17 protein-coding genes are annotated in these 16,807 nt (G+C 55.0%); 4 read left to right on the top strand and 13 right to left on the bottom strand.

The window, feature by feature from the left end; genetic code table 11:
* Window positions 1-154: 154 nt before the first annotated feature.
* The 8 genes from A8B84_RS05065 to A8B84_RS05030 all read right to left on the bottom strand — a co-directional run bounded on the left by A8B84_RS05065 (window position 155) and on the right by A8B84_RS05030 (window position 8,120).
* Entirely contained in the window at window positions 155-541 is a 387-nt protein-coding gene (locus A8B84_RS05065; protein WP_022990673.1) for a DUF302 domain-containing protein, read from the bottom strand.
* Between the two features lie 24 nt (window positions 542-565).
* Window positions 566-2,926 carry a heavy metal translocating P-type ATPase gene (locus A8B84_RS05060; RefSeq protein WP_022990674.1) on the bottom strand — a complete coding sequence of 787 codons (2,361 nt, stop codon included), beginning with the start codon at window positions 2,924-2,926 and terminating at the stop codon, window positions 566-568.
* Complete coding sequence (locus A8B84_RS05055) at window positions 2,919-3,146, bottom strand: hypothetical protein (protein WP_022990675.1); 228 nt, start codon at window positions 3,144-3,146, stop codon at window positions 2,919-2,921. The genes A8B84_RS05060 and A8B84_RS05055 overlap by 8 nt, the downstream gene beginning before the upstream one ends.
* A gap of 27 nt (window positions 3,147-3,173) precedes the next feature.
* Entirely contained in the window at window positions 3,174-4,529 is a 1,356-nt protein-coding gene (locus A8B84_RS05050; protein WP_082905084.1) for an APC family permease, read from the bottom strand.
* Window positions 4,530-4,540: 11 nt separating this feature from the next.
* A complete protein-coding gene (locus A8B84_RS05045) occupies window positions 4,541-4,894 on the bottom strand; it encodes a hypothetical protein (RefSeq protein ID WP_064226808.1) in 354 nt (117 codons plus the stop codon).
* A 152-nt stretch (window positions 4,895-5,046) separates the two neighbouring features.
* Entirely contained in the window at window positions 5,047-5,796 is a 750-nt protein-coding gene (locus A8B84_RS05040; RefSeq protein WP_058340741.1) for a copper resistance protein B, read from the bottom strand.
* Complete coding sequence (locus A8B84_RS05035; protein ID WP_064226807.1) at window positions 5,793-7,502, bottom strand: copper resistance system multicopper oxidase; 1,710 nt, start codon at window positions 7,500-7,502, stop codon at window positions 5,793-5,795. Before A8B84_RS05035 ends, A8B84_RS05040 begins: the two co-directional genes overlap by 4 nt.
* Window positions 7,503-7,586: 84 nt before the next feature.
* Window positions 7,587-8,120 (bottom strand): cupredoxin domain-containing protein, encoded by a 534-nt coding sequence (locus tag A8B84_RS05030; protein WP_064226806.1) that lies wholly within the window; start codon window positions 8,118-8,120, stop codon window positions 7,587-7,589.
* Window positions 8,121-8,319: 199 nt separating this feature from the next.
* Between A8B84_RS05030 and A8B84_RS05025 the strand changes: the two genes are divergently transcribed.
* Together A8B84_RS05025 and A8B84_RS05020 are read left to right on the top strand one after the other, a co-directional pair.
* Window positions 8,320-8,985, top strand: a complete 666-nt coding sequence (locus A8B84_RS05025; protein ID WP_022990681.1) for a response regulator transcription factor — start codon at window positions 8,320-8,322, stop codon at window positions 8,983-8,985.
* Entirely contained in the window at window positions 8,972-10,306 is a 1,335-nt protein-coding gene (locus A8B84_RS05020; protein ID WP_064226805.1) for an ATP-binding protein, read from the top strand. Before A8B84_RS05025 ends, A8B84_RS05020 begins: the two co-directional genes overlap by 14 nt.
* Window positions 10,307-10,400: 94 nt before the next feature.
* Here A8B84_RS05020 and A8B84_RS05015 read toward each other — a convergent pair whose 3' ends face one another.
* The 5 genes from A8B84_RS05015 to A8B84_RS04995 all read right to left on the bottom strand — a co-directional run bounded on the left by A8B84_RS05015 (window position 10,401) and on the right by A8B84_RS04995 (window position 14,425).
* Window positions 10,401-11,006, bottom strand: coding sequence for a LysE family translocator (locus A8B84_RS05015; protein WP_064226804.1), 606 nt, complete (start codon window positions 11,004-11,006; stop codon window positions 10,401-10,403).
* A gap of 56 nt (window positions 11,007-11,062) precedes the next feature.
* The gene (locus A8B84_RS05010) at window positions 11,063-11,956 is read right to left on the bottom strand and encodes a dihydrodipicolinate synthase family protein (protein ID WP_064226803.1); all 894 of its coding nucleotides are present in this window, start codon (window positions 11,954-11,956) and stop codon (window positions 11,063-11,065) included.
* A 453-nt stretch (window positions 11,957-12,409) separates the two neighbouring features.
* The gene (locus A8B84_RS05005) at window positions 12,410-13,111 is read right to left on the bottom strand and encodes an SDR family NAD(P)-dependent oxidoreductase (RefSeq protein WP_064226802.1); all 702 of its coding nucleotides are present in this window, start codon (window positions 13,109-13,111) and stop codon (window positions 12,410-12,412) included.
* Window positions 13,108-13,890, bottom strand: coding sequence for a class I SAM-dependent methyltransferase (locus A8B84_RS05000; RefSeq protein WP_064226801.1), 783 nt, complete (start codon window positions 13,888-13,890; stop codon window positions 13,108-13,110). Before A8B84_RS05000 ends, A8B84_RS05005 begins: the two co-directional genes overlap by 4 nt.
* Window positions 13,891-13,921: 31 nt before the next feature.
* Window positions 13,922-14,425: a winged helix-turn-helix transcriptional regulator gene (locus A8B84_RS04995; RefSeq protein ID WP_064226800.1), complete on the bottom strand. Its 504-nt coding sequence runs from the start codon at window positions 14,423-14,425 to the stop codon at window positions 13,922-13,924.
* A gap of 137 nt (window positions 14,426-14,562) precedes the next feature.
* On the opposite strand from A8B84_RS04995, the gene A8B84_RS04990 reads away from it, so the two are divergent.
* Together A8B84_RS04990 and A8B84_RS04985 are read left to right on the top strand one after the other, a co-directional pair.
* Window positions 14,563-15,858, top strand: a complete 1,296-nt coding sequence (locus A8B84_RS04990; RefSeq protein WP_064226799.1) for a Bcr/CflA family efflux MFS transporter — start codon at window positions 14,563-14,565, stop codon at window positions 15,856-15,858.
* Window positions 15,776-16,777 (top strand): NADP-dependent oxidoreductase, encoded by a 1,002-nt coding sequence (locus A8B84_RS04985; RefSeq protein WP_064226798.1) that lies wholly within the window; start codon window positions 15,776-15,778, stop codon window positions 16,775-16,777. Before A8B84_RS04990 ends, A8B84_RS04985 begins: the two co-directional genes overlap by 83 nt.
* Window positions 16,778-16,807: the final 30 nt, after the last annotated feature.

Below are 16,807 nucleotides of genomic sequence, written 5' to 3'. Positions count from 1 at the left end.
CCATAATATGACTGACATCAAATAGGTATCCCGTCGTCAAATGAGGAGTCCTATTTGCATTTCCAGTGTTCAGTTGGGCTATGCGCTCGCCTGGCTAATTCGCTAATCCATTGCAAACCGCAGGCACTGCAGCAAATCGACGCCTCTACCGGCTTCAGATCGATTCCACAACCTCAGAGAGCATATCCCTGACCTTCCCGGCAACCTGCTTGAGCTCGTCATTATCGATGGCGCTCATGGAAGCCAATGGATCCACTGCACTTACCTCAATGCCCTCCGAAACCTCACGAAGAATAACGTTGCAAGGCAGCATGGCACCCACGCGAGGCTCCACACCGATGGCTTCCCAGGCCATGCCAGGATTGCAGGCCCCGAGAATCCGATAGGCCAACATATCCTTGTCCAGCTTTTTCTTCATGGTGGCTTTGACATCAATTTCTGTCAGCACACCGAACCCGTGATCAGTGAGGGCCTGACGCGCTCTTCTGTCCACGTCCTCGAAATCGACATCCTTGATAACTCGATCGATCGTGTATGACATAGCTACCTCCAATGATTCAGAAGTTCATTGCTTTGACCCGAGTTTCACCACCCTCAAACGCAGCGCATTCACAATCACGCTGACCGAGGACAGCGACATGGCGGCCGCTGCAAAAATGGGCGACAGCAGTATCCCGAAAAACGGGTACAAAACCCCTGCCGCTATCGGAACACCGGCGGAGTTGTAAACGAAGGCGAAAAACAGGTTCTGACGGATATTGCGCATGGTCGCCAGAGACAAACGGCGCGCCTCGACAATGCCCATCAGGTCGCCGCGTAGCAGCGTAATGCCGGCGCTTTCGATGGCGACATCGGTCCCGGTGCCCATGGCCACACCGACATCCGCCGTTGCCAGTGCAGGCGCATCGTTTACGCCGTCACCCGCCATCACGACAACACGGCCTTCGTCTTTCAGGCGCTGGACGATCTTGCCCTTATCTTCCGGCAGGACTTCCGCTTCCACTTCGTCGATATGCAGTTTTCGGGCAACTGCTTCAGCTGAAGTGCGGTTATCGCCGGTCAGCATGACCACCCGGATGCCGTCTTTTTGCAGCGCGGAAATAGCGGCTTCGGTGGTTTCCTTGACCGGATCGGCAATCGCCAGCAACCCTGCGACGTTTCCGTCGACAGCAGCAAAAATCACGGTAGCACCATCTTTTCGGAGCTGGTCGGCGTCGCCGTCAAATCGCGTGGTGTCGACATTTTCCGACTCCATGAGAAGGCGGTTACCAAGTAGCACCCGCTTGCCGTCTATTCGACCGGTAACCCCTTTACCATTCGGAGAGTCAAAGTCTTCCGCATCCGGAAGCTTCAGGTCCATGCCCTTGGCTTTATCGAGTATGGCGTGAGCCAGTGGGTGCTCACTGCCTTTCTCCAGGCCGCCTGCATAACGCATGAGACTACTGTCATCGAACCCGTTGGCCGCGACAAGCCGGGTGACTTGCGGCTTGCCCTCTGTCAGCGTGCCGGTTTTATCCACCACCACGGTGTCCACCTTCTCCATACGCTCCAAGGCTTCCGCATCGCGAATCAGAACGCCACTTTGAGCACCGCGTCCGACACCCACCATGATGGACATGGGCGTCGCCAAGCCAAGTGCGCAAGGGCAGGCAATGATCAGAACACTGACCGCTGCAATCAGCCCGAACGCCATAGGCGGCGTGGGCCCGAAGAATGACCAGGCTATAAAGGCGATAATGGCGATCACGATCACCGCAGGCACAAAATAACCCGCCACCTTGTCGGCCAGGCCCTGAATGGGCGCGCGGCTGCGCTGGGCGCTCGCCACCATCTGCACAATCTGGGACAGCATGGTGTCACGGCCAACCTTGTCGGCCCGCATGATAAAGCTGCCCTGCTGGTTGATACTGCCGCCGATCACCTGGTCGCCGGATTTTTTGCTGACTGCCAAAGGCTCACCGGTCACCATGGATTCATCCACGTTGGAGCTGCCTTCAAGCACCTCGCCGTCCAACGGCACCTTGTCTCCCGGACGTACCCGCAAGCGGTCACCGACCTTGACCTGATCAAGCGACACATCGGATTCGCTGCCATCGTCGTCCAGTTTTCTGGCCGTCGCCGGTGCCAGATCCAGCAGGGCCTTGATGGCACCAGAGGTTTTCTCTCTGGCGCGCAATTCCAGCACCTGCCCCAGCAGCACCAGCACCACGATGACAGCAGCCGCCTCGAAGTAGACGGCGACCGACCCGTCTTCCTGCCGGAAGGCGCCTGGGAAGATCTGCGGCGCCAGGGTCGCCACCAGGCTGTAGATCAGCGCGACGCCGGTACCAATGGCAATGAGCGTAAACATGTTCAAGTTACGGCTAACCACGGATTTCCAACCCCGGACGAAGAAGGGCCAACCGCACCAGAGCACCACAGGCGTTGCCAGCACCAGTTGAATCCAGTTGGACATCTGCGGGGCTATAATGTGATCGAGTCCGGTGAGGTGCCCACCCATCTCCAGTACCAGTACAGGCAGGGCCAGCACCAGGCCGATCCAGAATCGGCGGGTCATGTCTTTGAGTTCTTCCGAAGGCCCGTCGTCCAGGCTTACCTGCTCGGGCTCCAGGGCCATGCCGCAGATTGGGCAGTCCCCTGGCCCTTGCTGCCGAATCTCGGGGTGCATGGGACAGGTATACATAGTGCCCGGCGCTACCGGCTCTTGCTGTTTCTTTTCCCAATCGAGGTACTGCTCAGGGTCCTCGTCGAATTTGGACTGGCAACGCGACGAGCAGAAGTACCAGGTTTTACCGCCATGCTGGCTGCGGTGTTCCGCGGTATGCGGATCGACTGCCATGCCGCAAACCGGATCCTTGGCGGTGTGCCCGCCAGGTTCTTTATCGGCGTGGTGATCGTGGTCATGGGCGTGATGGTGCTCAGCCATTCTGATCTCCTGTTTTATCGGCGGGCCAGTCTGCAAATGCAATGAAATACAGCAGAACCAGATTGACGATAGGGATCAGTATCAGTACACCCATCCACCCCGGATACCCCGTGCGCTGGCAAATACGCCAGGCCGGAATGACGACCACAATGGCAATCACCAGCATCCACAGCCAGTGGCCTGCCCACATGGTGTTCCCGAACATGTTATCTCCCATCATGGCAATAGCCTCTCTTCCTGATTCTGGTTAATGGTGACGATGCGCGTGACTCTCTTCCTGTTTCGCTTGCGCGGATTCCGGCGATCTTTTCAGGAAAATCTGCTCGGAGACTGCAAGCACAATCATGGTGACCACTGCCACGCCGATGACGAACGGGTCCGTATTCAGTTTTACCCAGACAAAGCCGCCCAGAGCCAAAAGATCCAACAAGATGGCTGTAGTTGGCACCCAGGTGTTGGCCTTAATGTCTTTGCGAAGATAGCGCAGTACACCCCAGTGAATGGCAATGTCCATAATCAGGTAAAACACGATACCCAGCGCGGCAATTCGTGACAGATCAAAGAAGGCGGTGAGGATCAGCCCCAGGACAACGGTATACACCAGTGTGTGTTTCTGGATGCTGCCGGGCATGCCAAAATGCCGATGTGGTACGAGCTTCATCTCCGTCAGCATCGCCAGCATGCGGGATACCGCGAAGACGCTGGCGAGAATACCGCCCGCCGTGGCCATCATGGCAATAGCGACAGTAAACCAGACACCGTAATCGCCGAGAGCGGGACGCGCAGCAGCAGCGAGGGAGTAATCCTGCGTTTCGATAATTTCAGCCAGTGACAGGTTGCTGGCGACCGCGAAGCCCACCAGCGTGTAGATCACCACGCAGGCGGCAATGGAAATCACGATGGCGCGCCCGACGTTTCGCTTTGGGTCTATTACTTCCGAACCACTGTTGGTGATGGTCGTAAAGCCTTTGAACGCCAGAATCCCCAGTGCGGTTGCGCCCAGGAAGTTGCCCAGCGCTCCGGCTTCACCGGGCTCCGAAAAATCAACCGAGACTGAGTCGGCAATCCAGATCCCGACCAGACCGAAAATCAGTATGCCGCCGATTTTCAGGATCCCGATAAAGGAAGCCACCCCCTGAATCATCCGATTGCCGAGCAGGTTGATCAGAAAGGCCGCAAGAATGAGCGCCACGCCGAGAATGGGCACCATGCGGCCACTGTCATCCCCGCCGAATAGTTGCATGGTGTAAGAGCCAAAGGTGCGGGCCAGGAAGCTCTGGGCGATCACCATGGAAAAGTACATCAACAGGGCGTTGAAAGCCGTTGGCAGCCGGTTTCCGTAAGCCTTGTGCAGGTACATGCCGATACCGCCGGCGGACGGGTAGGCATTGGAGATCTTGATGTAGGAATAGGCGCTGAAGCTGACAATCACCGCCGCCGCGAGAAAGGCCAGCGGGAAAAGGACACCGGTCATCTGGGCCATCTGCCCTGTCAGTGCAAAAATACCGGCGCCAATCATGACGCCGGTACCCAGCATGACTGTCCCTGGTAAAGTGAGACTGCCCTCCTGGTAGCGGGTAGTTCGATCTTCCTCCCTGTTCATTCAACCTCCTGTTATTTTTTCATGGGTGGAATCTTGGAACAGCAGAACGGCTCATGCTTGGCATTTGCCCGGACGTTGTCGTCGGTAAACCGGTACCAGGCCAGTTTGCGCCGGGTCCACCATCCGGTTTTCAATTGGCCACCGTAAGCCTTGATCAGTTCCAGTAATTCATCGACGGACCAGTGGGTTCCGTCGTACGTCACCTGCAATGTGCCATTTGGCTTACGCTCGGCGAAATCAACGCAGGGGTGGCGATTAAGATCGTGGATGAGCCCATCCCACTGATCCTCTCCAAGCCCCTCGACGGCCATTTTTCGGCGCAACAAAAACTGCTCCTGATTGGTTGCTTTGTGTGCTTTGGTCATGGGGTGACACCTCTCTTCCTGATGACTTCTCCCTGTATCAAAACACTTCAACCTGAACTGCGACTGAAAATGGACACATGCTTTCGGTGGATTTGAGTTACATCAAATCATAGACGAAAAAGGGCCGTGGGTTTCCCCATGGCCCATCAGCATCAGAATGCGATTCGAGCGCCGATCACGGCAAACCAGTCTTCTGTGCCACCGCCGTCCGCCTCGGCCAGGTCGGCGCTATCGCCATACTTACGCTCGTGCACCACACCCACGTAGGGTGAGAACGCACGGTCGATCAGGTCGTAGCTGAGCCGGAGGCCGGTTTCGGTGGAAACCAATCCCTTGCCGACGCCGATCTCTTCATCCTCACTGAACGCTACTGAGGCATCCAGCGTTGCCGCCAGAATCCAGTAGTTGGTGAACAGCAATTCGTACTCAGCGTCCAGTTCAGCTGACGTATCGCCATCCTTGCTGACATACAGATTTGCATCGATCTCAAACCATTGGGGCGCCAGCCCGGCCACACCGAGAACCGCATACGTACGGTCCGGCCCCTCGGGCGTATCGAAACGCACGCCCGCTTTGGCGTCGAAGAACTTGGAGATAGGGATCTGGCCGACCAGCTGGTTTTCCAGCGTTTCGTAGGCCTGCTCCTCTATCTCGTACTCCCCGGTTGTGAGCAGCCGGACTTTAAAGTCGTCGGTGCCATAGAAGGCATCCGCATTCCAGACGCCCAGCTCCTCGTCATCGTCGCTGTAGCGGTACTCAAATTCCTCGAATTGAACGCCCCAGGTTGTGAGCGGCTGTTTTCGAGCGGTCGTGTCGGAGATCATTTCCTGAGCTGTCACCGCCGTTGAGACACCAATAGAGGCAAGGAAGCTGACTGCGACAATTGATCGAATACAGCTCATACCTCACCTCCATCTTTGGCAATCACGTCTGTTTTGGCCTGCGTCGACTCTGGCCCACCTTCAACAATGACCTTGCGGAACATACCAGCGGCCGCGTGATAGGACAGGTGACAGTGGAACGCCCACTGACCGGGCTCGTCGACCTCGGTTTCCATGTAAACCGTGGTGCCTGGCTGCACACTGACCGTGTGCTTGATCGGGTTCCATTGGTCTGCACCAACATCGAGAATGGACCACATACCGTGCAGGTGCATAGGGTGAGTCATCATGGTCTCGTTCACGAATTTGAAGCGAACTCGCTCACCGTATTTGAGACGAATTGGGTCTGCGTCTTCGTACTTGACGCCATTAATGCTCCAGGTATAACGCTCCATATTGCCGGTCAAACGAAGCTCAATTTCCCGGGTCGGTTCGCGGTCTTCATACAGTGGATCTTGGGCCTTCAGGTCAGCATAGGACAGGAACTTGCCGCCATTGGCTGCCGTGGGTACAAGGCCACTTCCCTTGGCGTAAAAGGGGTCGCTTTGGCCGCCTTTTCCCATCGCCATGGAACCATGATCCATGCCTTCCATGTTGGAATGATCCATTCCGGACATCCCTTCTGAGCTATTCATATCCATGTCGCCATGATCCATACCGGCCATGTTGCCATGGTCCATGCCGGGCATACCGCTCATGTCTGCCATAGTCAGGCGCGCCGGATCACGCAGTTGCGGAACAGCCGCTTCCATACCTTCTTCGGGGGCCAACGTTGCCCTGGCATAGCCGGACCGCCCCATGGATTCAGCAAAAATGGTGTAGGCCTGCTTGTCTCTCGGGCGAACGATCACATCGTAGGTTTCCGCCACACCAATCCGGAATTCGTCCACATTGACCGGCTGAACGTTGTTGCCATCAGCCTGGACAACCGTCATGTCCAGACCAGGAATCCGGATGTCGAAGTAGGTCATCGCAGAAGAGTTGATGAATCGCAGCCGAATGCGTTCGCCCGGCTCAAAGAGTCCCGTCCAGTTCTGGTCCGGGCCTTTGCCGTTGATCAGGCCCGTAAAGCCCTGCACGTCTTCAACGTCCGCCTTCATCATCCGCATACCCCCCCAGGCAATACGGTCACTGACGGTGTTCATCAGGCCATTCTTTGACACGTCCGAGAAAAACTCGCCGACAGTTTGCTGCTCGCGGTTGTAGTAATCCGGCATCATTTTCAGGTTGCGCATGATGCGGTCACCGGAATGGGGGTGCTTGTCAGTCAGCTGCACCACGTATTCACGATCGTAGCGGAATGGCTCACGGCCCTCGGGCTCGATGACAATGGCACCATAGGCGCCGTCCGGCTCCTGAAAACCAGAGTGGCTGTGGAACCAGTAGGTGCCTGCCTGCTGGATAGGAAACTCATAGGTAAAGGTTTCACCCGGCTTGATGCCCGGGAAACTGATACCAGGCACACCGTCCTGGTTAAAAGGAAGGATCAGGCCGTGCCAGTGAATGGACGTCATCTCATCCAGGTTGTTGGTCACGTTGATCCGGACGTTCTCGCCTTCCTTGAAACGCATTACCGGTCCCGGAGATGCGCCGTTGTATCCAATGCCTTCCTTCACAAAATCGCCGGTATCAATTTTTACCCGGTCGACCGTAAGGTCGTATTCGCCGGCCAGAACCATGGCTGGCATCAGCAGGCTCAAAAGCCCTGTCAAAAAGCGTGGTTTCATCTGTGTTGCTCCGAACTACACGTCATTGAAGCCGGGCCGAGAAACGTGTCTCAGCCCCGCGTTCGCGGACCTCAGTTAAGCGAGTTACTCGAAATTGACCTCACCGTACATCCCGGCCTGATAGTGGCCCGGCACGTTGCAGGCAAATTCGATATTGCCTTTATCAGAGAACTTCCATACCACTTCTTTACTTTGGCCCGGTTCCAGCAACACGCTGTTCGGGTCGTCATGCTTCATGGAATGGCCATTCCCCATATCCATATTCATCATGTCGTGGTTCAGCTTGCCGCCCTGGATGACGCCATGCTCAACCATCATCATCATTTCCTCTTGATGAGCTTCGTGCATGTCGGGAGTGCCAACATTGAACTCATGGACGAGGTTTCCCTTGTTCTCCACCACGAAGCGAACGGTTTCACCCGGCTTTACACTGATTTCTTCGGGTTCGTAGTAGTTGTCGTACATCTCGACAGTTATGGTTCGGCTGGCCTCCGACGTTTTGCCAGGTTCACCGCTTGTAGCGCCGTGCCCGTGGCCACCATCATGGGCGCCAGCCGCAAACGCTGTTGCCGACATTGAAAGCGCCATACCCGCTACGAATAGTTTTGATGCATTCATCTTTTTATCCTCTGTAAAATATTGCTCGAAAAACACTGCAGGATTGAGCCCCAATCTTGAGCAATGTCCAGAATCGGTTGTTACCTTCTCTCACTAACCTGAATTCTTTCTGAAAAACTCGAACTATTTTCCGTTCAGGCTGAATTCAGGTTAATCAGTCACACTTTCGACCGCGGACCATACAGAGAAGGAAAAACTCATGCGTTTACTGCTCGTCGAAGATGACCGCTTGCTTGCTGAGGGTCTGGTCAGGCAGTTGGGAAAAGCAGGTTTCAGCGTTGATACAACTCCCAGTGCCCGAGAAGCCGTCGTTCTGGGTGAGCAAGAGGATTACCGTGCTGTTGTTCTGGACCTGGGTCTACCTGATGGCAACGGGCTGGACGTATTGAGAAAGTGGCGAACGAATCACGTCAGCTGTCCGGTCTTGATTCTGACCGCGAGAGGCGATTGGCAGGATAAGGTTAACGGCTTGAAAGCCGGGGCAGACGATTACCTGGCAAAACCTTTTCAGACAGAAGAGCTAATCGCACGCCTCAACGCACTCGTGCGTCGAAGTGAAGGAAGGGTCCATGCTCAGGTTAAAGCCGGCCGCTTTGAACTGGACGAAAACCGCCAAAGCCTCAAGATGGACGACGGCGTGGAACATACACTTACCGGCACCGAATTCCGGCTGCTACGTTGTTTGATGAGCCGCCCTGGCCACGTCTTTTCCAAAGAACAACTAATGGAACAGCTTTACAACTTGAATGATAGCCCGAGTGAAAACGTCATTGAGGCGTATATTCGGAGGTTAAGGAAGCTAGTGGGCAGCGAAACCATCTCAACACGACGCGGCCAGGGGTACATTTTTAATGCGATTCCTTAAAAAGCCTGCGTCCGTAAAAGGAACCTTGCTTGCGCTGTTACTGCCCGCCGGAATTGGTCTAATGGGGGTAGCGTGGTTGGTCCATGGTTTGCTACTCGACCGAATGTCCCGGGAGTTCGTTGAAAGCCGACTGAAAGATGAAGTCGCTTTCCTTGAACACCAGATTCGCGACGCGAATGGTGAAGTTGACACTCTCCAGACGGGCGATTATTTCCAGGATGTTTTTCATCATGCCTTTGCCATACATACACCCGAACAGACCATCATTTCACCCGATACTTGGGAGCCCTTGTTAACGCCTCTGATTGAAAACGAAGAAGACGGAACCGTTCGCGTAGAAGATGCCGAAACCACTGATACTCCCTTAGACATCCTCGCCTACCGAAAGTCTTTTCAGGTCGGTGAAACACCCATCGTCGTAATCGTTTCTGAAGATCTGGGTGCGCTGAAACGCAGCCAAGCTGCACTTCATGCCTGGACCGCCGTAGTATCAGTTCTGTTGATTATGCTCTTGGTCGCCGTGCTCTGGTTCGGTATCACGATGTCCATGCGACCGGTTGTCACACTCAAAGCCGCATTAAAAAGACTCCAGGACGGAGAGATCTCCCGAATCAACGTTCAGTCGCCAGAGGAGTTCCACCCGCTGGTTCTTCAACTAAATCAGTTGCTGGACTCCTTAGATCAGCGACTGGAGCGCTCCAGGGACGCTCTCGCAAACCTGTCTCATAGCGTCAAAACCCCCATCGCAGCCGTCCGGCAGATACTGGAAGACGACACACGTCCCCTCGACACTACTCTTAGGCACCAGATGGTGGAGCGACTAAGCGATATCGATAGGCAATTAGAGGCTGAAATGCGTCGAAGCCGTTTTGCAGGGCCCCAGATTGGGAAAAGCGCCTACCCCATAAAACAGGCACGGGATCTTTTGTGGATGCTCGGTCGTTTATATCCGGAAAAGTCGTTTGAACTATCGAGTTCTCTGCCTGAAGACAGCCGATGGCCGATAGAAGAACATGATCTTAATGAAGTATTGGGCAACTTACTGGACAATGCTGGCAAATGGTCTTCGAGATGCGTAGAGCTCTCTGTGGAACAAGGCAGCGGCTTCAAGCGAATAGTTGTTGCTGATGATGGCCCAGGGGTTAATCACAAGGATTTAGCCAGTTTGGGCCAAAGGGGTCTGCGGCTAGATGAGCAAACACCTGGGCACGGTCTCGGCCTTGCTATCGTTCGAGATATAGTGACTCGCTATGAAGGTAAAATCAGCTTTTCGACTAAGTCCTGTAGCGGTTTACGCGTTTCTATCGAATTATTAAGATAAAATCGAATGTTCGCTTTTGTTTAGCTGAGCCCGGAGTGTGCCCAGGGTTCGCAAAGCGGACATTCAGATCAAAGGCCTAAGGGCTCGCTTTGAGTTATGTTGATTTGGAAGCCAACACACCAGCTGCACCCAAGTAGAACGACGCGACGATCTTATTGGCCCATTTGCTCCCCCGCAAATGCTTGCCCAGCTTGGATGCTCCCACTATGTAGGTCGCGTATATGGAAAAAGAAATCGCCATTGCGACTGCCACCAATGCTACCGCTTGAGAGATATAAGTGCCGGAAGACGTGATGAATAGCGGGTAGATCATCAGACTCGCCAGCAGTGCTTTAGGATTTGTCAGTGAGACTGCCATTGCGCTTAGCATCATTTTGCTGACAGTCATTGTCTGAGAGGAAACGGTTACAATATTTACCCCGGACCTGAACGCCTTTATGGCGAGATATACCAGATAAGCAACCCCACACCACTTCAGCAATACCAGTGCACCTGCATAGCCTTGTATCAGTACGCCCAGTCCGGATAACACGAGTATCCCGTGGACGCAGGTTGCCAGCATAAAACCCACTGCGACTGCCAGCGACTTCCGTGCGCTATACCTAAGGGACTGTCCTACGGCAAATGCAGCGTTCGGCCCAGGCAGAGCCAGGATTGACGCGAAGGTTGTAGCGAAAGTGATTAAAAGTCCCCAATCCACTTAAAACCCTCCGCTTTTACTCCATTTGTATTGACAGTCGTGGAGCGACATTTGCGTCACGATAAATCCAGCTCATCAATCAAGTTCGCCAGTCGTCGACGCCCCTCTTTATCAAGGGTTTTGAGCGGCAGCGGTAGACACGGAGACTCGGCAATTCCCTGCAATTCAGCAGCAGCTGCGACAACCCGCAGGCTTCCTCCAGATTCGTTGAACAGTTCCCATAAGGGCTGTAATCGTTTCGATAAACGTGTCGCTTCCTGCGCGTTCCCGGCCTGAGCTGCGCGGGTAATCGCAAGTGCTGTAGCGGGAAACACGCCCCCGATCACTGAGTACCAGGCGTCACATCCGGCATTCAGACCGGTCGCGGCGAAGGCATCTCCGCTTACACCCAAAGTGACATTTGATGGAATGCGTGCTCGAAGCGCTTCAACCCGCGACCTTGCTTCAGTCGGGTCCTCAGGCACTCCGGGAATCTTAATGGACGCCACGTTCGGAAGATGCGCGATTTGTCCGTGAAGCTCGTCGCTGAAAATAAACTGAGTAGTGCCGGGATTGTCGTAAACACAAAGCGGGACCGACAGTGCGTGGGTTACGGTTTCATAGAGCCCGAAAACTTCGTCTGGAAGCAGTTTCTGATAGGACATTGGCGCCAGCAGTACCCCGGAGGCACCAGCTACCTCGGCATCCTCGGCCAGCGTAAGTACATCGCGCGTGCGCAGCGCACCGATACCTACCATCACAGGGACATCCCCTGCGTGTTCAATGGCAAGTCTTACGACACGTGCACGCTCGTCCATGGTCAGATAGGCATAGTTTCCAGTCGAGCCCAACACGCCTATTGAATCAACGTTTGCAGTAACGAGCTGTTCGATCAATCGAACAAATGCCGCCTCGTCTATACCTTGCTCACTCATAGGGGTTAAAGGAAATGCGCTGAGGCCCGAAAACATAATGAATCCTCCGAAATCATGGAACAGACGGATGTCTTACCCGTTAAAGCCAGCCTATCAGAACAGAGGCCGATTAGTGCCCATATGCTAATTCAAATGCCGCTTGCCAGAGACTGGGCTACCAACGACTTACAGGCCTGGCTGGCGATTGAGTGTCATTCGACGAAAAATCTTTCCCATGAGGAGCAATAATAGGCATCCCAGATTGTCATCCTGAAGGTGCGCTACAAACTCAGATCGCTCTGAGTGGTTGGCATGTTTCGTCAAATCCAGAAAGCACTGGGGTCGCAAAGCGAACATTCAGGACCGAGTCCGAAGAACTCAGTTTGAGACTAGACGCCATCTCCCTGAAGAGCCTTAAGCCGCTGAGATGAACGGCTGTTGAGCGGGATCGTTTGGGAAAGCGGCTGCCTGGTAAATCCTACAGCCCACGCGACCGCTTCCAGGCCGTACCTACCAGGTCTCCCGATACGGTCGCACCTCAGCGAGAAAACTCCAGGCATCGCGCGGCTGATGAGCAAGGTGGAATACCTCAGCCGCTATGCTTTTGGGTTGAATAAAAAAGTCATCTGGAGCGTCGCTGTGAACTTTTCGTGTCCATGGCACGTCAATGACCGCATCGATCACCAGATAGGCAACGTGTATGCCTTTCGGGCCCAGGTCGCGGGCTAATGACTCGGCAAGAATGCGTTGCGCAGCCTTAGTGGGTGCAAAGCCGGTAAAGTTGGGCTTGCCACGCAGGGCCGACGTGTTGCCCGTTACGATGATAGCCCCCTCGCCGGCCTCTATCATTGCCGGGGCGATCTTCTGCGCCAGTTGCAGCAGCGCCATGGTATTTATCTCGAAATTTTTCTGTAGCACCGCAGGGTCCGTTTCCTGGAATGGCGCAAAAGAGCCACCAACAGCGTTATGAACAACCACCTTTGGCGCTCCGATTTCCTCGAGAACCTGATCCAGAGCCTGAGCGTCGGTCACATCGCAAGGCATTGCAAAAGCTCCGGGGACCTCGGCCCCGATCTCGGCAAGACGGTTCGCATCGCGCGCGATCATCGCCACGCGATAGCCACCCTCTGCAAAACGGCGGACAAGCGATGTACCGACCCCGGGGCCAACGCCGGTTACCAGGGCAAGCGGTTGTTGGGTTGACTGGCTCATGAGGTTTGCGCTCCTGTGGTCACTGGCTTGGTTTCGGAATCTAAAGGTTTGCGGAATTTCAATGTCATCCGATCACTCTCGCCGATGGCCCTGTAGCGCTCCTCGTCACCTGAGTGCAGGGACGGGAACAGTGACCAGATCCCGTGCGGATGGTCCGTACTATCCAGGGAATTAGCGTTGATCTCGCTGGATGCTTCAAACTCGAACCCAGCACGCTGGGCGATTTCTTTGACATAAGCTTCCGTGACATAACCGCTTGTGCGCATGCTGCTCATATCCGCCCCGGGGCGGGCGCGGTGCTCCACAATGCCAAGTACGCCACCCGGCTTTAGCGCCTTGAAAAAGGCGGTAAAATACTCGTGCTCCTGATCGGCCATGATCCAGTTGTGCACATTACGAAACGTTAGGGCCAGGTCCGCAGTACCGGGCGGTGTGACGCTGACTTCCTTGGGCGGATTGATGTGCCTCACGGTGACTTTGCCAAAGATCTCCGGTTGGCTGACCATTCGGTCTTCAAAAATCTTGAGTGCTTTGGGCATGTAGGGCATGAGCCCATCGGGCGAAAAATGGGCAACGTACAAGCGACCGCTCTCCGCCAGGTACGGGGCGAGTATTTCCGTGTACCAGCCTAAGGCGGGCAAGATTTCGAGTACCGTCATATCGGGTTTCAAGCCGAAAAAGTTCAAGGTCTCGACGGGGTGACGTGCTTCGTTGCGCGCGATGTTCTGCTCGCTTCGGTGTTTACCTGCCACTAGAGCTTCAAGCGTTTTATCTGTCATACCTTTCTCCTGGACACGAATCTGTTGTTAATCATTCTTCAGCGTTACCCCTCTCAGGTTTCAGCATCCATCGAACGTTCTCATCCGCACCAGGCCCGGGGCGAATACAGATCCGCTCTCGCGGGACAACCTGCCCAGTTTCGGGATCGACAAGAGCCAAGCGCAATTCGCGTCCGGTTTCTCGGTCAACGACTTCAACAGTCGGCGAGCCGAAACCCGATGCATCCCAGCGGTCACCCCACTCTCGAAGAGCTGTGGTGACCTTCCAAAGGTCACGCCCTTTTTCGGTCAGATGGTATTCGTAGCGTGGTGGTCGATCGCTATACCGGGATCGCTCAACAACACCCTGCTCCTCCAATACTTGAAGGCGCTTCGATAGCGTGGTCGTTGGAATGCCGCAGCTTTTCCTGAAGTCGTCGTACCGCTTCAGGCCGAGCCCGAGATCCCGCAGCAACAAGAGGATCCAGCGGTCGCCCACAATCTCCAGGGCGCCGGCCACTGAACAGCGCATACCTGCAAAAGATTTAGCTTTCATTTGACTTTCCCCTAGTGACTCTTATTATGAGAGTTACAGTAGTTATGGAGCTTGTCAAGATTTCCCCATTGGCAGACCCAAACAATCCAGGGAACAGCACTCCTGGCTTGAAACTCATCTACCACTAAGGAATGTGAGTGAAACGTCCGCCTGAATCAACGCGAGCGCTGACCGGTCTGGCTCTTTTCCAGCTTGCGGGCCTGGCCGCACTGGGAGCGCTTGCGACCAATATCATCCTTCCGGTCTTTCCGGACATTGGTGCTCACATGGACGTGGAGGCACGCGACCTGGGATTGACGTTAAGCAGTTTCTTTATCGCCTTCGCGGTGGGACAACTGTTTGCAGGCCCGCTAGCTGATCGCTTTGGTCGCAAGCCTATTGTCGTAACGGGTCTAGCGACGTTTATTGTCGGCAGTACCGTGTGTGCGCTCAGCTCGACTCTCGAAGTATTAATTGTGGGTCGAGTCATACAATCGCTGGGTGCCGCCGCCGCATTCGTTCTGGCGAGGGCAATAGCCCGAGATCTTTTTGATGGCAAGGCATTAGGGCGGGCATTGGCAATGATCATGATCGCCATGGCGGCCGCCCCAGGGTTTTCGCCACTCATCGGCACCGGGCTCGGTACGATGATGGGGTGGCGCTTCCTATTTACCGGCGTCGCCCTATTTGCATTGGTACTGGGCATTTTCTATGTGCGCAATCTGGGTGAAACGCTCCCAGGAAGCGACAGACAGCCGCTTTGCCTGAGCAATGTTGTCCAAACTTATGTTGGACTGACCCGCGATCGCCGGTTCATCTTTCCCGCACTGTCGGTCAGTTTAACGCTCGGCATGCTTTACGCCTTTTTCGCGGCGGCACCAGCCAGTTTTATCAGCGAGCTTGGTTTGACTGGTCTCCAGCTTTCTCTCTATTTCGCAGGAACAGTATTCGTTGTCTTTGGCGCGGGCGTCCTTGCACCGAGGCTGGCACACAGATGGGGGCAAGCCTGGGGCGCCATGATCGGAGCGGTCCTCTCTCTCGCGGGCGGTCTTGTTATCCTTAGCCTCGCGTCGACGCCCAACCTGATGTTCATCACGGGCGGCATCAGTTTGTTCCTTCTTGGGATTGGGATCATCAATCCGCTGGGAACAGCGATCGCGCTGCAGCCTTTCCGGCAACAAGCCGGATCCGCCTCGGCACTTCAGGGCTTTCTTCAGATGGCCTCTGCCGCTATCGGCTCCTCCGTCGCCAGCACTTTGCCACTGCCTCCAACGCTTGCCTTAGCCGTCACGATGACAGGCGGATTAATCCTGGCAGTTCTTTTTGTATTCCAGTCACTACCCCCCGAACTGAAAATAAGGTTGCACTGTCATGAAGGCATTCGTTGTCAATCAGTACAAGAAAGCGGCGGCCCGGCATATTCGCGATGTGCCAATGCCGGATATCGGGCATGATGAGATTCTCGTCAAAGTCCACGCTACCAGCGTCAATCCGTTGGACATCAAACTCGCAGCGGGAGAGTTCAGGCCCATATTGCCATACCGTGTCCCTTTTATTCTTGGGCATGACCTGGCGGGTGTCGTTGAGCAGGTGGGTGCATCCGTCAGTCGCTTCAAGACTGGTGATGCCGTTTTCGGGCGACCGCGTGATGGCCACATTGGCACTTTCGCCGAATTCATTGCGGTCAACGAGGCCGATGTTGCCCCCAAGCCAATAAATCTGACGATGGAAGAGGCGGCTTCGATACCGCTTGTTGGGCTCACGGCCTGGCAGGTTCTGGTCGAACGAGCCAACGTCAAAGCTGGCCAGAAAGTTCTGATCCATGCCGGCTCGGGCGGGTTTGGAACCATTGCGATCCAGCTTGCAAAACATTTGGGCGCCGAAGTCGCAACAACCACCGGGCCAGCCAATCAGGTGCTTGTGAAGAGCCTGGGTGCAGACGTGGCCGTGAACTACAGGGCCGAGCACTTTGAGACGAAGCTTACCGGTTATGACGTCGTCATCAATACCCAAGATAAAGCCACGCTCGAAAAATCGGTGGGGGTCCTGAAACCTGGAGGGCACCTCATCTCCATTTCCGGGCCGCCGGACGCGGATTTCGCGAAAAACAAAGGACTGAATCCGGTACTAAGACTCGTGATGTGCACCTTGAGTTCAGGTATTCGACGCAAGGCAAAGCGCCACAACGTCCACTACGCCTTTCACTTCATGCACGCCAGTGGCGAGCAACTGGGGAAGCTAAAGCCACTGTTGGAGAACGCGACGATTCGCCCCGTGATCGACCGAACGTTTCCTTTCGCTGAGATTGCAGATGCTTTCAACTATGTCGAATCCGGGCACGCAAAAGGAAAAGTTGTGATCAGCATGGTTTGATGTCGCCTGTGTAAAAAACGCAGAGCAGTT

The organism is Marinobacter sp. EhC06 (genome assembly GCF_001650915.1).
Classification (GTDB): Bacteria; Pseudomonadota; Gammaproteobacteria; order Pseudomonadales; family Oleiphilaceae; genus Marinobacter.
This window is presented reverse-complemented; position numbering and strand designations above follow the sequence as displayed.

Coding starts and splice junctions, on each gene's coding strand:
- A8B84_RS05010 (WP_064226803.1), bottom strand. CDS start 11,956: ATGTTTTCGGGCCTCAGCGCATTTCCTTTAACCCCTATGAGTGAGCAA.
- A8B84_RS05050 (WP_082905084.1), bottom strand. CDS start 4,529: ATGAACAGGGAGGAAGATCGAACTACCCGCTACCAGGAGGGCAGTCTC.
- A8B84_RS05030 (WP_064226806.1), bottom strand. CDS start 8,120: ATGAATGCATCAAAACTATTCGTAGCGGGTATGGCGCTTTCAATGTCG.
- A8B84_RS05035 (WP_064226807.1), bottom strand. CDS start 7,502: ATGAAACCACGCTTTTTGACAGGGCTTTTGAGCCTGCTGATGCCAGCC.
- A8B84_RS04995 (WP_064226800.1), bottom strand. CDS start 14,425: ATGAAAGCTAAATCTTTTGCAGGTATGCGCTGTTCAGTGGCCGGCGCC.
- A8B84_RS04985 (WP_064226798.1), top strand. CDS start 15,776: ATGAAGGCATTCGTTGTCAATCAGTACAAGAAAGCGGCGGCCCGGCAT.
- A8B84_RS05060 (WP_022990674.1), bottom strand. CDS start 2,926: ATGGCTGAGCACCATCACGCCCATGACCACGATCACCACGCCGATAAA.
- A8B84_RS05040 (WP_058340741.1), bottom strand. CDS start 5,796: ATGAGCTGTATTCGATCAATTGTCGCAGTCAGCTTCCTTGCCTCTATT.
- A8B84_RS05020 (WP_064226805.1), top strand. CDS start 8,972: ATGCGATTCCTTAAAAAGCCTGCGTCCGTAAAAGGAACCTTGCTTGCG.
- A8B84_RS05055 (WP_022990675.1), bottom strand. CDS start 3,146: ATGATGGGAGATAACATGTTCGGGAACACCATGTGGGCAGGCCACTGG.
- A8B84_RS05065 (WP_022990673.1), bottom strand. CDS start 541: ATGTCATACACGATCGATCGAGTTATCAAGGATGTCGATTTCGAGGAC.
- A8B84_RS05005 (WP_064226802.1), bottom strand. CDS start 13,111: ATGAGCCAGTCAACCCAACAACCGCTTGCCCTGGTAACCGGCGTTGGC.
- A8B84_RS05025 (WP_022990681.1), top strand. CDS start 8,320: ATGCGTTTACTGCTCGTCGAAGATGACCGCTTGCTTGCTGAGGGTCTG.
- A8B84_RS05045 (WP_064226808.1), bottom strand. CDS start 4,894: ATGACCAAAGCACACAAAGCAACCAATCAGGAGCAGTTTTTGTTGCGC.
- A8B84_RS05000 (WP_064226801.1), bottom strand. CDS start 13,890: ATGACAGATAAAACGCTTGAAGCTCTAGTGGCAGGTAAACACCGAAGC.